General features: G+C 65.7%; 18 protein-coding genes, 1 other RNA gene and 1 riboswitch. Of the genes, 13 read left to right on the top strand and 6 right to left on the bottom strand.

The genetic code is table 11. The features are described from left to right. Positions 1 to 37: 37 nt before the first annotated feature. From ACE3OV_RS03935 to ACE3OV_RS03955, 5 genes are read right to left on the bottom strand one after another with little or no spacing between them, the layout of a single operon-like run. Positions 38 to 1318 (bottom strand): cobyrinate a,c-diamide synthase, encoded by a 1281-nt coding sequence (locus tag ACE3OV_RS03935; protein ID WP_374325235.1) that lies wholly within the window; start codon positions 1316 to 1318, stop codon positions 38 to 40. Beyond that, positions 1318 to 1908 carry a cob(I)yrinic acid a,c-diamide adenosyltransferase gene (gene cobO, locus ACE3OV_RS03940; protein ID WP_374325238.1) on the bottom strand — a complete coding sequence of 197 codons (591 nt, stop codon included), beginning with the start codon at positions 1906 to 1908 and terminating at the stop codon, positions 1318 to 1320. The genes ACE3OV_RS03935 and cobO overlap by 1 nt, the downstream gene beginning before the upstream one ends. A gap of 4 nt (positions 1909 to 1912) precedes the next feature. After that, positions 1913 to 2686, bottom strand: coding sequence for an ABC transporter ATP-binding protein (locus ACE3OV_RS03945; protein WP_374325240.1), 774 nt, complete (start codon positions 2684 to 2686; stop codon positions 1913 to 1915). Continuing rightward, positions 2683 to 3660 (bottom strand): FecCD family ABC transporter permease, encoded by a 978-nt coding sequence (locus tag ACE3OV_RS03950; protein ID WP_374325242.1) that lies wholly within the window; start codon positions 3658 to 3660, stop codon positions 2683 to 2685. The genes ACE3OV_RS03945 and ACE3OV_RS03950 overlap by 4 nt, the downstream gene beginning before the upstream one ends. Before the next feature lie 6 nt (positions 3661 to 3666). After that, positions 3667 to 5496: a TonB-dependent receptor domain-containing protein gene (locus ACE3OV_RS03955; RefSeq protein ID WP_374325244.1), complete on the bottom strand. Its 1830-nt coding sequence runs from the start codon at positions 5494 to 5496 to the stop codon at positions 3667 to 3669. A 104-nt stretch (positions 5497 to 5600) separates the two neighbouring features. Further along, positions 5601 to 5807: riboswitch (cobalamin riboswitch) on the bottom strand. Positions 5808 to 5920: 113 nt separating this feature from the next. Here ACE3OV_RS03955 and ACE3OV_RS03960 point away from each other — a divergent pair. From ACE3OV_RS03960 to ACE3OV_RS03980, 5 genes are all read left to right on the top strand, one after another. Beyond that, positions 5921 to 6118 carry a hypothetical protein gene (locus ACE3OV_RS03960; RefSeq protein ID WP_374325247.1) on the top strand — a complete coding sequence of 66 codons (198 nt, stop codon included), beginning with the start codon at positions 5921 to 5923 and terminating at the stop codon, positions 6116 to 6118. Next, the gene (locus ACE3OV_RS03965) at positions 6118 to 6444 is read left to right on the top strand and encodes a cell division protein ZapA (protein ID WP_374325250.1); all 327 of its coding nucleotides are present in this window, start codon (positions 6118 to 6120) and stop codon (positions 6442 to 6444) included. Before ACE3OV_RS03960 ends, ACE3OV_RS03965 begins: the two co-directional genes overlap by 1 nt. 24 nt (positions 6445 to 6468) lie before the next feature. Beyond that, positions 6469 to 6648, top strand: a non-coding RNA gene (ssrS, locus tag ACE3OV_RS03970) — 6S RNA. Positions 6649 to 6715: 67 nt separating this feature from the next. After that, positions 6716 to 7177 carry an EVE domain-containing protein gene (locus tag ACE3OV_RS03975; protein WP_374325252.1) on the top strand — a complete coding sequence of 154 codons (462 nt, stop codon included), beginning with the start codon at positions 6716 to 6718 and terminating at the stop codon, positions 7175 to 7177. A gap of 5 nt (positions 7178 to 7182) precedes the next feature. Then, positions 7183 to 7989 carry a sulfite exporter TauE/SafE family protein gene (locus ACE3OV_RS03980; protein ID WP_374325254.1) on the top strand — a complete coding sequence of 269 codons (807 nt, stop codon included), beginning with the start codon at positions 7183 to 7185 and terminating at the stop codon, positions 7987 to 7989. Here ACE3OV_RS03980 and ACE3OV_RS03985 read toward each other — a convergent pair whose 3' ends face one another. Further along, the gene (locus ACE3OV_RS03985; RefSeq protein WP_374325256.1) at positions 7990 to 8766 is read right to left on the bottom strand and encodes an enoyl-CoA hydratase/isomerase family protein; all 777 of its coding nucleotides are present in this window, start codon (positions 8764 to 8766) and stop codon (positions 7990 to 7992) included. It abuts the gene before it with no gap. Between the two features lie 115 nt (positions 8767 to 8881). Here ACE3OV_RS03985 and ACE3OV_RS03990 point away from each other — a divergent pair, with 115 nt between their 5' ends. From ACE3OV_RS03990 to ACE3OV_RS04025, 8 genes are all read left to right on the top strand, one after another. Continuing rightward, complete coding sequence (locus tag ACE3OV_RS03990) at positions 8882 to 9202, top strand: DUF485 domain-containing protein (RefSeq protein WP_374325258.1); 321 nt, start codon at positions 8882 to 8884, stop codon at positions 9200 to 9202. Further along, positions 9202 to 10869 carry a cation acetate symporter gene (locus ACE3OV_RS03995; protein ID WP_374325260.1) on the top strand — a complete coding sequence of 556 codons (1668 nt, stop codon included), beginning with the start codon at positions 9202 to 9204 and terminating at the stop codon, positions 10867 to 10869. The genes ACE3OV_RS03990 and ACE3OV_RS03995 overlap by 1 nt, the downstream gene beginning before the upstream one ends. A gap of 195 nt (positions 10870 to 11064) precedes the next feature. Further along, positions 11065 to 11484: a DUF2170 family protein gene (locus ACE3OV_RS04000; RefSeq protein ID WP_374325262.1), complete on the top strand. Its 420-nt coding sequence runs from the start codon at positions 11065 to 11067 to the stop codon at positions 11482 to 11484. An 11-nt stretch (positions 11485 to 11495) separates the two neighbouring features. After that, the gene (locus ACE3OV_RS04005) at positions 11496 to 12203 is read left to right on the top strand and encodes a PspA/IM30 family protein (protein ID WP_374325264.1); all 708 of its coding nucleotides are present in this window, start codon (positions 11496 to 11498) and stop codon (positions 12201 to 12203) included. Then, positions 12200 to 12541 carry a hypothetical protein gene (locus tag ACE3OV_RS04010; RefSeq protein WP_374325266.1) on the top strand — a complete coding sequence of 114 codons (342 nt, stop codon included), beginning with the start codon at positions 12200 to 12202 and terminating at the stop codon, positions 12539 to 12541. Before ACE3OV_RS04005 ends, ACE3OV_RS04010 begins: the two co-directional genes overlap by 4 nt. Next, complete coding sequence (locus ACE3OV_RS04015) at positions 12538 to 13179, top strand: hypothetical protein (protein WP_374325268.1); 642 nt, start codon at positions 12538 to 12540, stop codon at positions 13177 to 13179. The genes ACE3OV_RS04010 and ACE3OV_RS04015 overlap by 4 nt, the downstream gene beginning before the upstream one ends. 40 nt (positions 13180 to 13219) lie before the next feature. Next, positions 13220 to 15334: a hypothetical protein gene (locus ACE3OV_RS04020; RefSeq protein ID WP_374325270.1), complete on the top strand. Its 2115-nt coding sequence runs from the start codon at positions 13220 to 13222 to the stop codon at positions 15332 to 15334. Between the two features lie 4 nt (positions 15335 to 15338). Further along, on the top strand, positions 15339 to 15887 hold the full coding sequence (locus ACE3OV_RS04025) for a zf-TFIIB domain-containing protein (RefSeq protein WP_374325272.1): 549 nt from the start codon (positions 15339 to 15341) through the stop codon (positions 15885 to 15887). Positions 15888 to 15911 lie beyond the last annotated feature (24 nt).

A 15911-nucleotide genomic window follows, 5' to 3' on the forward strand; every position in this document is an offset into this window, starting at 1 on the left:
GGGTGACACTAATTTACGGTCCGAAAAAACCGGAATCTCAGGCACCGAACAGCGCTGCCGCCGCCTGCGCTTGCGACGGGAAGTAAAAATGCACGTAAGAGGCGGTCAACCGCTGCCGACGGTAGATCGCCTCGCCCTCACGGCCTTCGGCGGTCAAGGCGCGGCACAACGGCGGCAAGGGCGTCTCGCTCTTCGAGTAATGGAAGGTGTGGCCAGCCAACCGGCCTTCCGGCAAATCGGCAAACTGCGTGCCGAGCGCAGTCAGGCGCGGTTGCATCACGGCCCGACCGGGCAGCAGGCCGGCGAAGCGGTGGGACTGGCCGGCCTTGTCCACGACTTCCTCGAACAGGCTCATCATGCCGCCGCATTCGGCAAGCAGCGGCTTGCCCGCATCCACATGGGCGCGCAGCGCCTGCCACAGCCCGACATTGGCGCTCAGCGCGGTAGCGTGCAGTTCCGGATAGCCGCCGGGCAGCCAGACGGCGTCGCACTCAGGCAGCGCAGCGCCGGCAACCGGCGAGAAGAAGCGCAGTTCGGCGCCCAGCCCCTGCAGGGTTTCCAGGTTGGCCGGGTAGATGAAACCGTAGGCCGCGTCGCAGGCGATCGCGATGCGCCGGCCGGCAAGCAGCGGCGGCAGAACCGGCGGCGGCGCGGCGGTGAAATTCACCGGCGCAGGCAGGTCGACCGTGGCACTGTCGGCGAGTGCGTCGGCCAGGCGGTCGAGACGGCTCTCCAGGTCGTCGATCTCGGTCGCCTGGAGCAGGCCGAGATGACGTTCGGGCAGGCTGTCGCCGCTTTTCGGCAAGGCGCCGAACCAGCCCATGCCGGGCTTCAGGCTTTCCTGGAGCATGGCGGCGTGGCGCGGGCTGGCGACGCGGTTGGCCAGCACCCCGGCAAACGGCAGGCCGGGCCGGTAAGTCGCCAGCCCGTGGGCGACGGCGCCGAAAGTCTGGGCCATCGAACCGGCGTCGATCAGCGCCAGCACCGGGATGGCGAAGCGTTCGGCGATGTCAGCCGCCGACGGCTGGCCGTCGAACAGGCCCATCACGCCTTCGACCAGGATCAGGTCGGATTCCGCCGCCGCCCGCGCCAGTCGCCAGCGCGCATCGGCTTCGCCGCACATGCCGAGGTCAAGGTTCTGGCACGGTCGACCGCTGGCGAAGGCATGAATCTGCGGATCAAGGAAATCCGGCCCGCACTTGAACACGGTGACACGCCGCCCCTGCCGCGCATGCAGCCGGGCCAGCGCGGCGGTGACGGTAGTCTTGCCCTGGCCGGAAGCGGGGGCGGCAACGAGCAGGGCGGGACAGGCGGGCATCAGTACTCGAGCCCGGGCATGGCTTTCACGCCGGCCTGGAAGGCGTGCTTTTCCATGCCGATCTCGCTCACCGTGTCGGCAGCGTCGCGCAAGGCCTGCGGCGCGGCGCGGCCGGTGACGATGACGTGCTGCAGGGCCGGGCGCGAGCGCAGCTTGGCGATCACCGCGTCGAGGTCGAGCCAACCGTACTTGAAGGCGTAGGTCATTTCGTCGAGGACGACGAGGCCGATCTCCGGATTTTGCAGGTGCTGGCAGGCGACTTCCCAGGCGGCCTGGGCGGCCTGGGCGTCGCGCTCCTTGTCCTGGGTTTCCCAGGTGAAGCCTTCGCCGCCGACGTGCCAGGCGACATCCGGCTGGCGGCGGAAGAAGGCTTCCTCGCCGGTATCCGAACGGCCCTTGACGAACTGGACGACGCCGACCTTGAGACCGTGGCCGAGCGCCCGGGCGACGACGCCAAAAGCGGCCGACGACTTGCCCTTGCCGTTGCCGGTATTGATCACCAGCACGCCGCGTTCCTCCTGGGCGGCGTCGATCTTGCCGTCGATCACGGCTTTTTTCTTCTGCATGCGTTGTTCGTGGCTGATCGCCATGGGCTTACTCCGGGATGAAACAGCGCTGGCCGCGGTCTTCGATCTGGCGCAGGCCGTAGCCGTAAAGTCCGGACAGCGTTGCCGCCGTCAGGACGGTATCGACCGTACCCTGTTCGCAGCGGCCATCGCCGTAGACCAGCAGCGCCCGGTCGCAGTAGCGGTGGGCCAGCGCCGGGTCGTGCAGGACCATGACGACGGCGGCGCCGCAATCACGGGCGGCGCCGGCGAACAGTTCGAGGACGGCCATCTGATGGTTGAGGTCGAGATGCGACAAGGGTTCGTCGAGCAGGTAGAGCGGCGGCGCCTGGGTCAGCAGGGTGGCGATGGAGAGGCGCTGGCGTTCGCCGCCGGACAGCGTGTGCACCTGGCGCGCTTCCATGCCGGCCAGGCCGAGCGCCTTGAGCGCGCCGCGCGCCAGTTCGGCGTCGCGGCTGCTTTCCCAGTCCCAGCGGCCGAGATGCGGATGACGGCCGGTAAGGGCGGTTTCGAGCACGGTCGAACCGAACGGGTCGTTCTGGAACTGACCGAGCCAGGCCCGGCGCAAGGCCGCCTGACGCGGCGGCAGCAGGGCGCAATCCTCGCCGTCGAGCAGCACGGCGCCAGCTTGCGGCGGACGCAGGCCGGCCAGCGTGGACAGCAAGGTCGACTTGCCGGCGCCGTTACGGCCGAGGATGGCCAGACGCTCGCCCGGCTGCAGGCTCAGGTTCAGGCGGTCGACAACGGTCTTGCCGCCGATATCGACGCTCAGTTGGCGAGCTTCGAGCAAGGGAGCGCTCACTTCGGTTGCCTCGACAACAGGAAGAGGAAGACCGGCACGCCGATCAGCGCGGTCAGGACGCCGACCGGCAGTTGCTGCGGGGCAATCACGGTACGCGCCGCAGTATCTGCGAAGACCAGCAAGGAACCGCCAGCCAGCACCGACGCTGGCAGCAGCAGGCGCTGGTCGTTGCCGAGCGCCAGCCGCACCAGGTGCGGCACGACCAGGCCGACGAAGCCGATCGAGCCGGCGGTGGTCACCGAAGCGGCGGTGGCCAGCGAAGCGAGCAGGTAAATGGCGACGCGCAGGCGGTCGATCGCCACCCCGAGCGCCTGCGCCTGCATCAGTCCGCGCGACAGCAGGTTGAGCTCGCGCGCAAAAGGCATCGCCGCCGCCAGGGCCAGGATCAGCACCAGCAGCGCCGGCCACCAGGTGTAGGTCTGGCCGAGATCGCCCATCAGCCAGAAGAGCATGCCGTGCAGCTTGCTCTCTTCGGCGATCGACAGCATCAGCGCGATCAGCGCGCCGCAGCCGGCGGCGACGATGACGCCGGTGAGCAGCAGGCGGGTCTGCGTCCAGCTGCCGTCGCCGTGCGCCAGCCCGAAAACCAGGAACATCGCGCCGAAGGCACCGGCAAAGGCCAGTCCGTCGACGGCGAGCAGCGGCAGCCCGAGCAGCATCGCGAACATCGCGCCAACCCCGGCGCCGCCGGAAATTCCCAGCACGTAGGGATCGGCCAGCGGATTGCGCAGCAGCACCTGCATCAGCGCGCCGGCCAGCGCCAGCAGCCCACCACAGGCAAAGCCGGCAAGGGCGCGCGGCAGGCGCAACTGGACGACCATGGCAGCGGTCCCGTCGCCCTGGCCAAACAGGGCGGCGACGATTTCCGCCGGCGCCACGCGCAGGCTGCCGGCTGCCAGCGCCAGCGCGAAACTGGCCAGGCTGAGCAGGGCGAGCGAGGCAAGGATCAGGAAGGCGCGGCGACGGGTCGGCATGCGGGATTACTTAGGACTGTAGCGGATGCCGATGAAGGCGTTGCGTCCCGCCGTCGCATAGCCGTCGGCGAGCGTGTAGTCGCGGTCGAACAGGTTGTTGACGCGGGCGAAGACGGCCCAGTCCGGCGAGAAACGGTAGGCGGCGTAGAGGTTGGCGAGAGTGTAGCCGCTCAGGCCGACGCGCGCATTCGATTTGTACTCGTAGCGCTTGCCGCTCGCCGTCAGCTCGACCCGCCAATCCCAGTCGCCGACGCTGCGGGCGACCGCCGCCGCCAGCGTGTGCCGGGCGCGGCGCGGCAACTGGCGATGGTTGCTGCGATCTTCTGCGTCCAGCCAGTCGTGGCTGGCCTGCAGGTCGAAACCGGCCAGCCGCCCCTGCCAGGCGAGCGTCGTGCCCTCGATGCGGGCGTTTTCGACGTTGGTCGGCTGATTCAGCGCGCCGACCTTGGTCCACACGATCATGTCCTCGATCCGGTTGAGGTACCAGGTCAGCGAGACGTGCTGGGTACCGGTTTCGTAATGCAGCGCCGCTTCCCGGTTGCGCGACGATTCCGGGCGCAGGTCCGGGTTGCCGACGTAGCTGCCGCTCGCCGGATAGTAGAGTTCGTTGAAGGTCGGCGCCTTGAAGGCGGTGCCGGCGCTCAGGCTGGCCCGCCAGTTGGGCGAGAAGCGGTAGCCGTAGGCGAGCGAGCCGGAAGTCTTGTCGCCGAACAGCGAATCGTCGTCGTGGCGAACCGAGGCCTGCAGCCGGTGCGCACCGAAACCCCGGTTCCAGCCGAGCTGAACGGCGTCGTTGTGGCGTTCGTCGCGGGCATAGTTGCCGCTGGTGTCGATTTCCTGTTCGAGACGCTCGACACCGAACAGGAAATTACCGAGGCGGCCCTGAATGTCGTGCTGCCAGGCGTATTGCCGCTGTTCGGTATTGAAGCGGCTGTTACGGATGCCATCCTTGAGGTTGCTGGAATCGTCGATGCTGTGGCCGACACTCAGGCGACTGGTCCAGTGATCGCTCAGGGCATTCTGCAGGACCAAGCTGGCCGCGCCATTGCGCGTGCTGTTGACCCAGTTCACCTTGGCGCCGGAACCGTCATAGCGACTGCGCCCCTCGGCATGCAGGATGCTCAGGCCCAGTTCGTGGCCGGGCGCGAACCGGTAGCCGAGGCTGCCGGCCGCCGCCCGGTTGCGGAAACCATCGCGGTCGGGATTGGCTTTCGGGTCCTTCGGCTTGCTGTTGAAGCCGTCGCTCGCGTCCTCGCTCAGATTCAGCGCGTAACGCCAGCCGCCCTGGCTGCCGGCCAGCCCGGCGCTGGCCGAGCGGGCGCCATCGCTACCGCCGCCAGCGGCGGCGGAAAATTTCAGCGGCCCGCTGCCGCGCCGGGTAAACACCTGGATCACGCCACCGATCGCGTCGCTCCCGTAAAGCGACGACGCCGGGCCGCGGACGATCTCGATGCGCTCGATCTGCGCCGCTGGCAGGCGCGACCAGGTCGGCTCGCCGGAAGTTGCCGAGCCGACGCGCATGCCATCGACCAGCAGCAGGACGTGCTTCGGATTGGTGCCGCGGATGTACAGGTAGGACGCCGCGCCCGGACTGCCGTTGGCCGCCATCTGGATGCCGGGCTGCGCGGCGAGGATCTCTTCCAGGCTGGAATGACCGGCAGCCTCGATCTCGGCGCGTTCGAGGACGGTCGTATCGGTGATCACTTCGTCGGCGCGCATCGCCTGACGGGTGGCGGTGACGACAACGTCGTCGAGCTTGACGGTTTCGGCGGCGCTGGCGAGCGCGATGCAAGCGGCCGGCGCCAGGCCCAGCAGGGGCCGGAAACGGATGGACATGGTTTTCCCTTTCCCGGCAGGCGTCCCCGCATGCCGGAATGCGTTGAAAAGGAAACGCGGGGGCAGGGCGCAGGTCGGGAAACCGGCGCCACCACCCCGTGGCATTTCCGTGAGGCATGGCAGGCCGGTATCCGGGCTCGCAAGTCTTGACGCATCGCCTTCCCAGGTTTCCCCAGTGGCCTCGTGATACGCCCGCACTTGCTTACCGTTGCGGGGGCAGCAGCGGCTTGGTCTCGTTGGAGACGCACCGCTTTCCCGTTTAACCGTATGGAATGAATTCCGCGTACGGCACCTGACAAGCCGCGCATTCTACATCGCCGCTTCGAGCAGCGCGAGCAGGCACCCACGCAAAAGCGATAAATCACTTTGAAAATAGCCGCTTAGTCCTTGACCAGACTACATTTATCCCTCTATAGTGCGGCCCATGAATAGCGAACTCGAAGCGCTCGAAGCCAAGATCGATCAGGTCGTCGCCCTGGTACACCAGTTGCGCGCCGAAAACGAAGTCTTGAAAAACCAGATCGCCGCTGCCGAAGCGGAACGCCTGCATTTGCGCTCGACCATGACGGCCGCCCGCGAACGCCTCGAAGGCCTGATCGAACAGATTCCCGAGGATGCCTGATGAGCGGCGAGCAGAATTTTCTCGACGTCAAGATCATGGGCCGCGAGTACCGCGTCGCCTGTCTGCCTGAAGAGCGTGATGCCCTGCTGGCGGCGGTCGACATGGTCGACGGCAAGATGCGCGACATCGCCCAGCGGACGCGCAGCACGATCGCCGAACGCGTCGCGGTGATGGCGGCGCTCAACATCGCCCACGAACACCTGGGCCAACCCGTGGCGGAAGACAACCAAGAAACGGTTGCGTCGCCGGAAACGAAGCGTAGAATCGAAGCCATGGGAGCACGGTTGGATGCCGTGCTGGCACCCCAGCAGCAACTGGACTTCTGACCGGTTGCGGGGTGGCCCGCCGAGTGTCCCCTGCGGTGTTTGTTAAGGCCATATATTCCTTGAACCAATGCTGATTGGCATCGGTTGCGGACCAGTAACCCGCTGTTGTGCGCGCTCTTCGTCGAACGTGCCTGATGCGGAAGGAAAGCAGCCACTCTGAACCCAGGTTCAGGATGCCGGCCTGACGGCACTCGCGGGGGCTTTTTTTGACAGGTGGCAGCTGGTCTGCCACCTGTTTTCATTTTGTGACCGGAAGATGCAGTACTGGCTGATGAAATCGGAACCCGACGAGGTTTCGATCGACGACCTGGCGGCCGCGCCGCAGCGCGCCTTTCCGTGGACCGGGGTGCGCAACTACCAGGCCCGCAACTTCATGCGCGACGCCATGCAGCCCGGCGACCTCGCCTTCTTCTACCATTCCGGCTGCGCCACGCCGGGCATCGCCGGCATTTGCGAGATCTGCTCGGACTGCTATCCAGACCCGACCCAGTTTTCCGCCACCGACAAATATCACGACCCGAAATCGAGCCTGGAGCAGCCGCGCTGGTGGCTGCGCGACGTGCGTTTCGTCCGCCGCACCCGACTGCTCGGCCTCGGCGAGATGCGCCGCCATCCGGAACTGGCCGGCATGCGCGTGCTGGCACGCGGCAACCGGCTGTCGATCACGCCGGTGACAGAGGCGGAATGGCAGTTCATCACCGGGCAACTGCTTGCCCCTCCCGACCAAGAATAACACACATGACCCCGGAATGGATACTGGCCTACCTGGCCCTCGGCGCCTTCGTCGGCTTTTTCGCCGGACTGCTCGGTGTCGGCGGCGGCGGCATCATGGTGCCGGTGCTGACGACGATGTTCGCGGCCCAGGGCTTCCCCCCCGAACACCTGGTCCATGTCGCGCTCGGCACCTCGATGGCAGCGATCGTCATCACCTCGATTTCCAGCCTGCGCGCCCACCACGCGCACGGCGCCGTGCGCTGGGACATCGTGCGCGGCATCGCGCCGGGCGTGCTGCTCGGTACTTTCGGCGGCACCTTCGTCGCGTCGCGGGTAGCGAGCGCGCCGCTCGCCATCTTCTTCGGCTGCTTCATGGCCTACGTCGCGCTGCAGATGATCCTCAACGTCAAGCCCAAGCCTTCCCGCGAACTGCCGGGCCCGCTGGGGCTGGCCGGCGTCGGCGGCGGCATCGGCATCGTCTCGGCGCTGGTCGCCATCGGCGGCGGCTCGCTGTCGGTGCCGTTCATGACCTGGTGCAACGTCAGGATGCAGAACGCCATCGGCACCTCGGCGGCAATCGGCCTGCCGATCGCACTGGCCGGCGCCGCCGGCTACCTGATCAACGGCTGGGGCAGCGATGGCTTGCCGGAAGGCTCAGTCGGCTTCGTCTATCTGCCGGCGCTGGTCGCGGTCAGCCTGGTGTCCACCTTCACCGCGCCGCTCGGCGCCCGGCTTGCCCACCGACTGCCGGTGGCAACCTTGAAGAAGATCTTCGCCGCCGTCCTGGTCCTGCTGTCGACGAAAATGCTGCACACGGTTTTTGGCGGCTGATCAGCGCGCCTTGAACTGCGGCTTGCGCTTCTCGAGGAAAGCGGCGAGTCCCTCGCGGTAATCCTCGGTGTCGAGAAAGGCGAAGGAGGCGGCCTTTTCCGCGTCGCTCAGTGGCCGACCGTCCTGCAGGCGGCGGATCCACTGCTTGTGCCAGCCGGCAACCAGCGGCGCCCCCTGGCAGATGCGGCGGGCGCTGGCATAGGCTTCGTCGCAGACCTGGACGTCGGGCACAACGCGCGTCAGCAGGCCTTTCTCGTAGGCCTCGCGGGCGCCGAGGATGCGCCCTTCGAGCAGGATTTCCTTGACCACGGCGGCGCCGGCGAGGCGCAGCAGGCCTTCCATTTCGCCGGGATACATCGAGAAGCCGAGCTTGTTGATCGGTGCGCCGAACTTGGCGCCTTCGCCAGCGATGCGCAGGTCACAGGCGCCGGCGATTTCCAGGCCGCCGCCGATGCACGCGCCCTGGATCAGCGCCACCGTCGGGTGCGGCGAGTCGGCGATGGCGTTGAGCGCCGCGGCGACCTCACCGTGGTAGAGCAGCGCCTGCTCGAGCGTGGTCCGGGCGCTGACGAATTCCTCGAGATCGCCACCGGCGGCAAAGGCGGCTTCGCCGGCACCGCGCAGGACGATGCAGCGCACGGCGGAATCGGCGGCGAGGGTCGCCATGTGGCCGCTCAAGGCACGCCACATCGCCAGGTCGATGGCGTTCAGCTTGCCGGGGTTGTTCAGGGTCAGGGTGGCGATTTCGCCGTCAATCTTGAGGTCGATGCTGCTCATCTTCGGGTCCTGAATTACGCATGCGTAAACTTACATACGCTGTAAGGTTGTTGGGTCTTATATAAGATACAATGCACTCGCCGTGCAGCGGTAATTATTAATAAGGAGAACAGATATGAGCAGCGTGATGTACGAGAGGATGCGGGTCAATCCCAAATTCCAGGAACTGGTTGCAAAAAGGGGACGCTTTGCCTGGACCCTGGCCGCGATCGTTTTGACCATGTTCTACGGCTTCGTGATGATCGTGGCGTTCGCGCCCGCGTCGCTGGGCCAGCCGATTGCCGAAGGTTCGCGATGGACCATTGGCGTCGTCGCCGAACTTTTCATGTTCATTTTCTTCTGGGTGCTGACCGCGGTCTATGTCCGCCGCGCCAATACCGAATTCGACGCCCTTTCCCAGGAAGTGGTGCGTGACGCCTGGAAGGAGAACAAATAATGCTGCGCAAGATCATTCCCGCGCTGGGCCTGCTCGGCCTGAGCACTCTGGCTTTTGCCGCCGGCGACGCCCTCGGCCCGACCGAAAAGCAAGCGACCAACTGGCACGCCATCATCATGTTCTGCCTGTTCGTCGCGATGACCATGGGCATCACCTACTGGGCGGCCAGCCGCACCAAGTCGACGTCCGACTTCTACACCGCCGGCGGTGGCATCACCGGTTTCCAGAACGGCCTGGCGATCGCCGGTGACTACATGTCCGCCGCCACCCTGCTCGGTCTGACCGCCATGGTGTACAGCAAGGGCTACGACGGCTACATCTACATGCTGTGCTTCTTCGCCGGCTGGCCGATCATCCTCTTCCTGATGGCCGAACGCCTGCGCAACCTGGGCAAGTTCACCTTCTCCGACATCACCGCCTACCGCCTGGATCAGGGCAAGGTGCGGACGATGGCCGCGGTATCCTCGCTGGTCGTCGTCTGTTTCTACCTGATCGCCCAGATGGTCGGCGCCGGTCAGCTGATCAAGCTGCTCTTCGGTCTCGAGTACAACGTCGCGATCTTCGCCGTCGGCATCCTGATGATGGTTTACGTCACCTTCGGCGGCATGGTTGCCACGACCTGGGTGCAGATCATCAAGGCCTGCATGCTGCTGGCCGGTGGCACGCTGGTCATGGTGCTGGCGATGAGCCAGTTCGGCTTTTCGTTCGGCGCGCTGGTCGATCAGGCAATGTCGGTCCATACCCTGGGCGAAAAGCTGATGCACCCGGGCAGCCTGCTCGCCGATCCGGTCACCGCGATCTCGCTCGGCCTCGGCCTGATGTTCGGTACCGCTGGCCTGCCGCACATCCTGATGCGCTTCTTCACCGTCACCGACGCCAAGGAAGCCCGCAAGTCGGTGCTTTACGCTTCCGGTTTCGTTGCCTACTTCTTCAACGTCATCTTCCTGATGGGCCTTGCCGGCATCATCATCGTCGGCCAGAACCCCGAGTTCTTCGAAGGTGGCGAGATTGGCAAGAAGCTGATCGGCGGCGGCAACATGGTTGCCATGCACCTGGCCAAGGCGGTCGGCGGCGACATGCTGCTCGGCTTCCTCGCTGCGGTTGCCTTCGCCACCATCCTGGCGGTCGTTTCCGGTCTCGCTCTGGCCGGTGCCTCGGCGATCTCGCACGACATCTACGCTCGCGTGATCAAGAAGGGTACGGCTTCCGAAGCTGCGGAAATCCGCGTCTCCAAGATGGCCACCATCGCCCTCGGCTTCGTCGCCATCATCCTCGGCATCGCCTTCGAGAAGCAGAACATCGCCTTCATGGTCGGCCTCGCCTTCGGCGTCGCTGCCGCCGCCAACTTCCCGGTGCTGATCCTCTCCATGTACTGGAAGGGCCTGACCACCCGCGGCGCGCTGTGGGGCGGTTACGGCGGCCTGATTTCGGCGGTGCTGTTCGTGCTGTTCTCGAAGTCGGTGTGGGTCGACGTGCTGGGCAATGCCGCCCCGCTCTTCCCCTACACCCAGCCGGCGCTGTTCGCGATGCCGGTCGCCTTCCTGCTCGCCTTCATTTTCTCGAAGAGCGACACGAGCGTCCGCGCCAAGAGCGAAATCGAAGCCTTCGAAGACCAGTACGTCCGTGCCCAGACCGGCTACGGCGCTGCTGGCGCAGCCAAGCACTAAACCCGCTGCGGCTTTCACCCGAAACCCCGACCGGTTCGCCGGTCGGGGTTTTTTATTGCCTGCGCCTCACACCCGCGCCATGAACCATCGGCAAATGTCATATCATAGCGACATGCGTCACCCGACATAAAATGTCTTGACATCTTATGTCGTAGCTTCTAGTCTGGATGCCACACGAACCATAACGAGGACAACATGGAAAACACACTGAAGGAAAAGCTGGATGGGCTGGACAAGCTGGTCGGCGGCCTGATGGGCGGCCTCGCCGTGCAGTTGCATCCGATTGCCGGACCGGTGCCGGTGGTCCAGGTCAGCATCGAGACGCGCGAGGAACTACCGATCTTCATCACCTGTTCCGATTCACAAATCCTGTGCCTCTGCTACCTGTGGAGCGACAGCGAAGTCTTGCCGGAACGCCGCACCGAACTGCTCGAAACGCTGCTCGACCTCAACCCGTCGGTGCCGCTTTCCGCGTTCGGCCGCATCGGCGAGCGCTACGTGCTGTCCGGCGCCCTGGCGCGCGACGCGCGCGGCGAGGACATCGCGCAGGACGTCGCCGCCCTGAGCGACAACGCGCTCGATGCACTGGACGCCCTGTCCGAATTTCTGCACTGAAGGAGACGAACATGTCCGTGATCAAGAAAGTGGTGACCCTGTTGCGCGGCAGCGCCCGCGAACTGGCTGAAAACGTTGTCGATGCCAACGCCACGCGCATCTACGAGCAGGAAATCATCGACGCCAAGCAGAGCATCCTCGAAGCACGCAGCAGCCTGGCCGACGTGATGGCCAAGGAAATGCAGAGCGGCCGTGCGGTCACCCGCCTGGAAGGCGAGATGACGCGCTACGAAGGTCTGGCCCTGGAAGCCCTGGAGAAGTCCCAGGAAGCGCTGGCCGAGGAAGTCGCCGGCAAGGTGGCTGCAATCGAACTGGAGCTTGAGGAACAGCGCAAGGCGCAGACCTCGTTCGCCGCCCAGGTGAGCAAGCTGAAGGAACTGATCAAGGCGTCGGAAACGAAGATCCGCGAACATGAGCGGGAAATCGCCATCGCCAAGACCACCGAAAGCGTCTACAAGGCGACCCAGTCGATTTCCGACAACATTGGCAGCAGCGGCTCGCGGCTGGCCAGCGCTCGCGAATCGCTGGAGCGCATCAAGCAGCGCCACGAGCACCTGGCCGACCGCATGCAGGCGGCCGACCAGCTCGACCGCGAACTGGGCGAGAAGGCGCTGGCGACCAAGCTCGCCGAAGCCGGCATCGGCCAGGATGCCGACCGCCAGCGCAAGGTCATGGAGCGCATCCGCGCCCGCCAGGCAAAACCGACCGGCGAGGCATGAGCGTCACCCGCAAACCGGCACGCTGGCAAAGCTCGGACGCGGCGATCAAGGCCGTCCAGGTGGCCTTCGACGTCGAGGAGAAGGTGCTCGAAACGGTGCGCCGCACCGCTTTCGAGGCCAACCGCTCGACCTCCGACCAGATCCGCCACCTGCTCGGCCTGCCCACCGCCAGCCGGCCGAAGCGTCCCCGCCTGACCGTCTCGCTGACCGCCGCCGACTACGCGTTGCTGGCCGAACGCTACGGGCTGGCGACGGATGACCGGCTGGCGATCAAGGAACGAGTGACCCGCGTACTGATCGACTTTGCCAACGCCAGGACAGAAAGACAGACACCATGATCGGTTTCCTCGACGCAGCAACCTCCTTTCCCAGCGTCATCTACACGGTGCTGCTTGGCGTCGTCCTGGTGTATTGGCTGCTGTCGCTGGTCGGCATCGTCGATATCGATTCGGGGCCGGTGATCGAGGCCGAGTTGCACACCGACGCCGATGTCGACGAGATCGGCGATCTCGCCAGCTATCTGGTCGGCCTGGGACTGAACGGCGTGCCGTTCTCGGTCGTCCTCAGCCTGCTCGTGCTGGTCTCGTGGACCGTCACCTGCCTGGCCGCGATGTGGTTGCTGCCGCTGGTCCCGACCAGCCTGCTGCGCGGTGTCGCCGGACTGGCCGTCATGCTCGTCGCGCTGGCCCTGGCAATTCCCGTCACCGCCCGCCTGATCCGCCCGCTGCGCGGCCTCTTCGTGACCCACACCGCAATCTCCAACGCGGCGCTGGTCGGCCAGTCGTGCAAGGTACTGACGGCAACGGTGGACGAGAAGTTCGGCCGCGCCGAAGTCGCCACCCGTGGCGCCCCGGTCAACATCCGGGTCTGGGCGGAAACGCCGAACACTCTGGGCAAGGGCGCGAGCGCCCGCATTCTCGACTACGACGCGGACGGCGCCCGCTACCTGATCGCCGCCGACGACAGCAGCGACTGACCTTTTTTCAATTCATTCAAACTCAAGCAAGGGGAAATCCATGGAGCCGGTAATAATCGCCGTCGCGGTGCTGGTATTGCTCAGCCTCGGCATGATTGCGCTGTTCGCCAAGTTCTATCACAAGGTCGAACAGGGTTACGCAATGATCGTCAACACGCTGCGCGCCGAACCCGAAGTCACCTTCACCGGCCGCATGGTCTATCCGATCATCCACAAGGCCGAGCTGATGGAAATCTCGCTGAAGACCATCGAGATCGACCGCTCCGGTAGCGAAGGCCTGATCTGCCAGGACAACATCCGCGCCGACATCAAGGTCAAATTCTTCGTCCGCGTCAACAAGACCGCCGAGGACGTCCTGAAGGTAGCGCAGGGGATCGGTTGTGATCGCGCCTCGAGCCCGGAAATCCTCGAAGACCTGTTCTCGGCGAAGTTTTCCGAAGCGCTGAAGACGGTCGGCAAGGCGATGGATTTCATCGAGCTCTACCAGGCACGCGACCGTTTCCGCGACGAGATCGTGCGCCAGATCGGCGATGATCTTTCCGGTTACGTGCTCGAAGATGCCGCCATCGACTACCTGGAACAAACCCCGCTCCAGAAGCTGGATACCAACAACATCCTCGACGCCCAGGGGATCAAGAAGATCACCGAACTGACCGCCGTCGAGCACGTGCGCACCAACGAGCTGCGCCGCAACGAGGAAATGCAGATCAAGAAGAAGGACGTCGAAACCCAGGAAGCGCTGCTCGAACTCGAACGCCAGCAGGCCGACGCCCAGTCGCGCCAGCAGCGCGAGGTCGCGTCGGTACGTGCCCGCGAACAGGCGGAAACGGCCAAGATCCAGGCCGAGGAACACACCAAGGCCGAACTCGCCCGCCTGCTCGCCGAACAGGCGATCGCCGTGCAGCAGGAAAACGTGCAGCGCGAAAAGGAAGTGGCGGAGAACAACCGCAAGCGGGCAGTCGCCGTCGAGGAAGAAAAGGTCACCCGCGCCCGCGAACTGGAAATCGTCGACCGCGAGAAGGAAGTCACCCTGCAGCGCATCGACAAGGACCGTGCCGTCGAAGTGCAGAAGAAGGCGATCGCCGACGTCATCCGCGAACGGGTGATCGTTGAGCGCACGGTCGCCGAACAGGAAGAGGCGATCAAGGAAGTGCGCATCGTCGCCGAAGCCGACCGCACCAAGAAATCGGTCGTCATCCTGGCCGAGGGCCAGGCGGAAGAAAAACTGGTGCTCGAAGTCAAGGCGGCCGAGGCGCAGGAGCGCAAGGCCCGGCACAAGGCGGCCGAGGAGCAGACGCTGGCCGAAGCCCACCTCAAGGTCGCCGAGAAGGAAGCCGAAGCCAAGAAGCGCGAGGCCGAAGGCGTCGAGGCATTGGCCGCCGCCACCGGCCTGGCCCAGGCCAAGGTGATGATGGTCACCGCCGACGCCGAGGAAAAGCAGGGCATGGTCGCCGCCAAGGTCAAGATGGCCGACGCCGACGCGGTCAGCAAGTTCGGCCTGGCCGAGGCCGAGGCGCTGCGCGCCAAGCTGGAAGCCGAAGCCCAGGGCAAGGAAAAGCTCGGCCTGGCAGAGGTCACGGTGCGTGCCGCCGACGCCGAAGTCATCGCCAAGACCGGCCACGCCGAGGCGGAAGTCGTCGAAGCCCGCTTCCAGGCCGAAGCCAAGGGCCTGCGCGAGAAGTTCGAAGCGATGCAGGCGATGAACCCGGCCACCCGCGAACACGAAGAGTTCCGCATGCGCCTCGACAACGCGCAGATCGCCACCCTGAAGGCGATCGACGCACAGACCTCGATCGCCCGCCAGCAAGCCGAAGTGCTCGGCACCGCGCTGGCCAACGCGAAGATCGACATCGTCGGTGGCGAGGGCGACTACTTCGATCGCTTCGTCAATGCGCTGTCGATCGGCAAGGGTATCGACGCGACGATCGGCAAGAGCAGCACGCTGCAGGTGGCGCTCAAGGATCACCTGAGCGGCGACCGCGACCTGGTCGGCGACGTCCGCGACATCGTCGGCGCGCTCGGCGGGTCGGCCGGCGAGCTGCAGAACCTCTCGGTCGCCGCCTTGCTGAGCAAGGTCATGCGCGACGGCAGCGCCGAACAACAGGCCGCCCTGCGCACGCTGCTGGCGGGCGTCGGCAAGTCCGGCGGCGCCTGACGCGATGCTACCCAAGTCGCTGGCTTGCGCTTGCGGCGCGGCGCTGTTTACCCGCGAACTGGCTCCCGGCCTGCCGGCCAGGACCTGCTCGGCCTGTGGCGGCACGCTGCTGGCGCTCGACGAATATCGTCTCTGGCGCCAGTCGGCTAGCCTGCCCGCCGCCGGGCCGACCACGGCGCTGCCGGAACTGCCCGAAGATACGGGCAAGGCACGCCGCTGCCCGGCCTGCGGCGCGCCGATGGCCCGCTACCGGGTGGCGCCGGGCAGCAGCTTCCGGCTCGATCGCTGCGCTCGTTGCCAGCTCGTCTGGTTCGATGGCGGCGAATGGCCGGCGCTGGTCGAGTCCGGCCTGATCGATCGGCTCGACAGCATCCTGGCCGACGCCTGGCAGAAACGCATCCAGGCCGAGGAAACGCGGCAACGACGGGAAACGACCCTGCGCCAACGGCTCGGTGACGAGGTGGTCGACGAACTGCAACGCATCCAGTCCTGGCTGCAGCAACGGCCAAATAGTGGCGAATTGCTCGCGCTCCTCAGCGGCGAGCCCATTTGAAACAAATCCAGGGGGCAAGCCCAG

Origin of the sequence: Azonexus sp. (genome assembly GCF_041909095.1) — a bacterium.
Classification (GTDB): Bacteria; Pseudomonadota; Gammaproteobacteria; order Burkholderiales; family Rhodocyclaceae; genus Azonexus.

What these genes read in the sequence shown, in the direction of transcription:
- ACE3OV_RS03960 (WP_374325247.1), top strand. Translation starts at nt 5,921, where the DNA reads ATGAATAGCGAACTCGAAGCGCTCGAAGCCAAGATCGATCAGGTCGTC.
- ACE3OV_RS03935 (WP_374325235.1), bottom strand. Translation starts at nt 1,318, where the DNA reads ATGCCCGCCTGTCCCGCCCTGCTCGTTGCCGCCCCCGCTTCCGGCCAG.
- ACE3OV_RS03980 (WP_374325254.1), top strand. Translation starts at nt 7,183, where the DNA reads ATGACCCCGGAATGGATACTGGCCTACCTGGCCCTCGGCGCCTTCGTC.
- ACE3OV_RS03975 (WP_374325252.1), top strand. Translation starts at nt 6,716, where the DNA reads ATGAAATCGGAACCCGACGAGGTTTCGATCGACGACCTGGCGGCCGCG.
- ACE3OV_RS03955 (WP_374325244.1), bottom strand. Translation starts at nt 5,496, where the DNA reads ATGTCCATCCGTTTCCGGCCCCTGCTGGGCCTGGCGCCGGCCGCTTGC.
- ACE3OV_RS04005 (WP_374325264.1), top strand. Translation starts at nt 11,496, where the DNA reads ATGTCCGTGATCAAGAAAGTGGTGACCCTGTTGCGCGGCAGCGCCCGC.
- ACE3OV_RS04000 (WP_374325262.1), top strand. Translation starts at nt 11,065, where the DNA reads ATGGAAAACACACTGAAGGAAAAGCTGGATGGGCTGGACAAGCTGGTC.
- ACE3OV_RS04015 (WP_374325268.1), top strand. Translation starts at nt 12,538, where the DNA reads ATGATCGGTTTCCTCGACGCAGCAACCTCCTTTCCCAGCGTCATCTAC.
- ACE3OV_RS03990 (WP_374325258.1), top strand. Translation starts at nt 8,882, where the DNA reads ATGAGCAGCGTGATGTACGAGAGGATGCGGGTCAATCCCAAATTCCAG.
- ACE3OV_RS03985 (WP_374325256.1), bottom strand. Translation starts at nt 8,766, where the DNA reads ATGAGCAGCATCGACCTCAAGATTGACGGCGAAATCGCCACCCTGACC.
- ACE3OV_RS04025 (WP_374325272.1), top strand. Translation starts at nt 15,339, where the DNA reads ATGCTACCCAAGTCGCTGGCTTGCGCTTGCGGCGCGGCGCTGTTTACC.
- ACE3OV_RS03950 (WP_374325242.1), bottom strand. Translation starts at nt 3,660, where the DNA reads ATGCCGACCCGTCGCCGCGCCTTCCTGATCCTTGCCTCGCTCGCCCTG.
- ACE3OV_RS04020 (WP_374325270.1), top strand. Translation starts at nt 13,220, where the DNA reads ATGGAGCCGGTAATAATCGCCGTCGCGGTGCTGGTATTGCTCAGCCTC.
- cobO (WP_374325238.1), bottom strand. Translation starts at nt 1,908, where the DNA reads ATGGCGATCAGCCACGAACAACGCATGCAGAAGAAAAAAGCCGTGATC.
- ACE3OV_RS03995 (WP_374325260.1), top strand. Translation starts at nt 9,202, where the DNA reads ATGCTGCGCAAGATCATTCCCGCGCTGGGCCTGCTCGGCCTGAGCACT.
- ACE3OV_RS03965 (WP_374325250.1), top strand. Translation starts at nt 6,118, where the DNA reads ATGAGCGGCGAGCAGAATTTTCTCGACGTCAAGATCATGGGCCGCGAG.
- ACE3OV_RS04010 (WP_374325266.1), top strand. Translation starts at nt 12,200, where the DNA reads ATGAGCGTCACCCGCAAACCGGCACGCTGGCAAAGCTCGGACGCGGCG.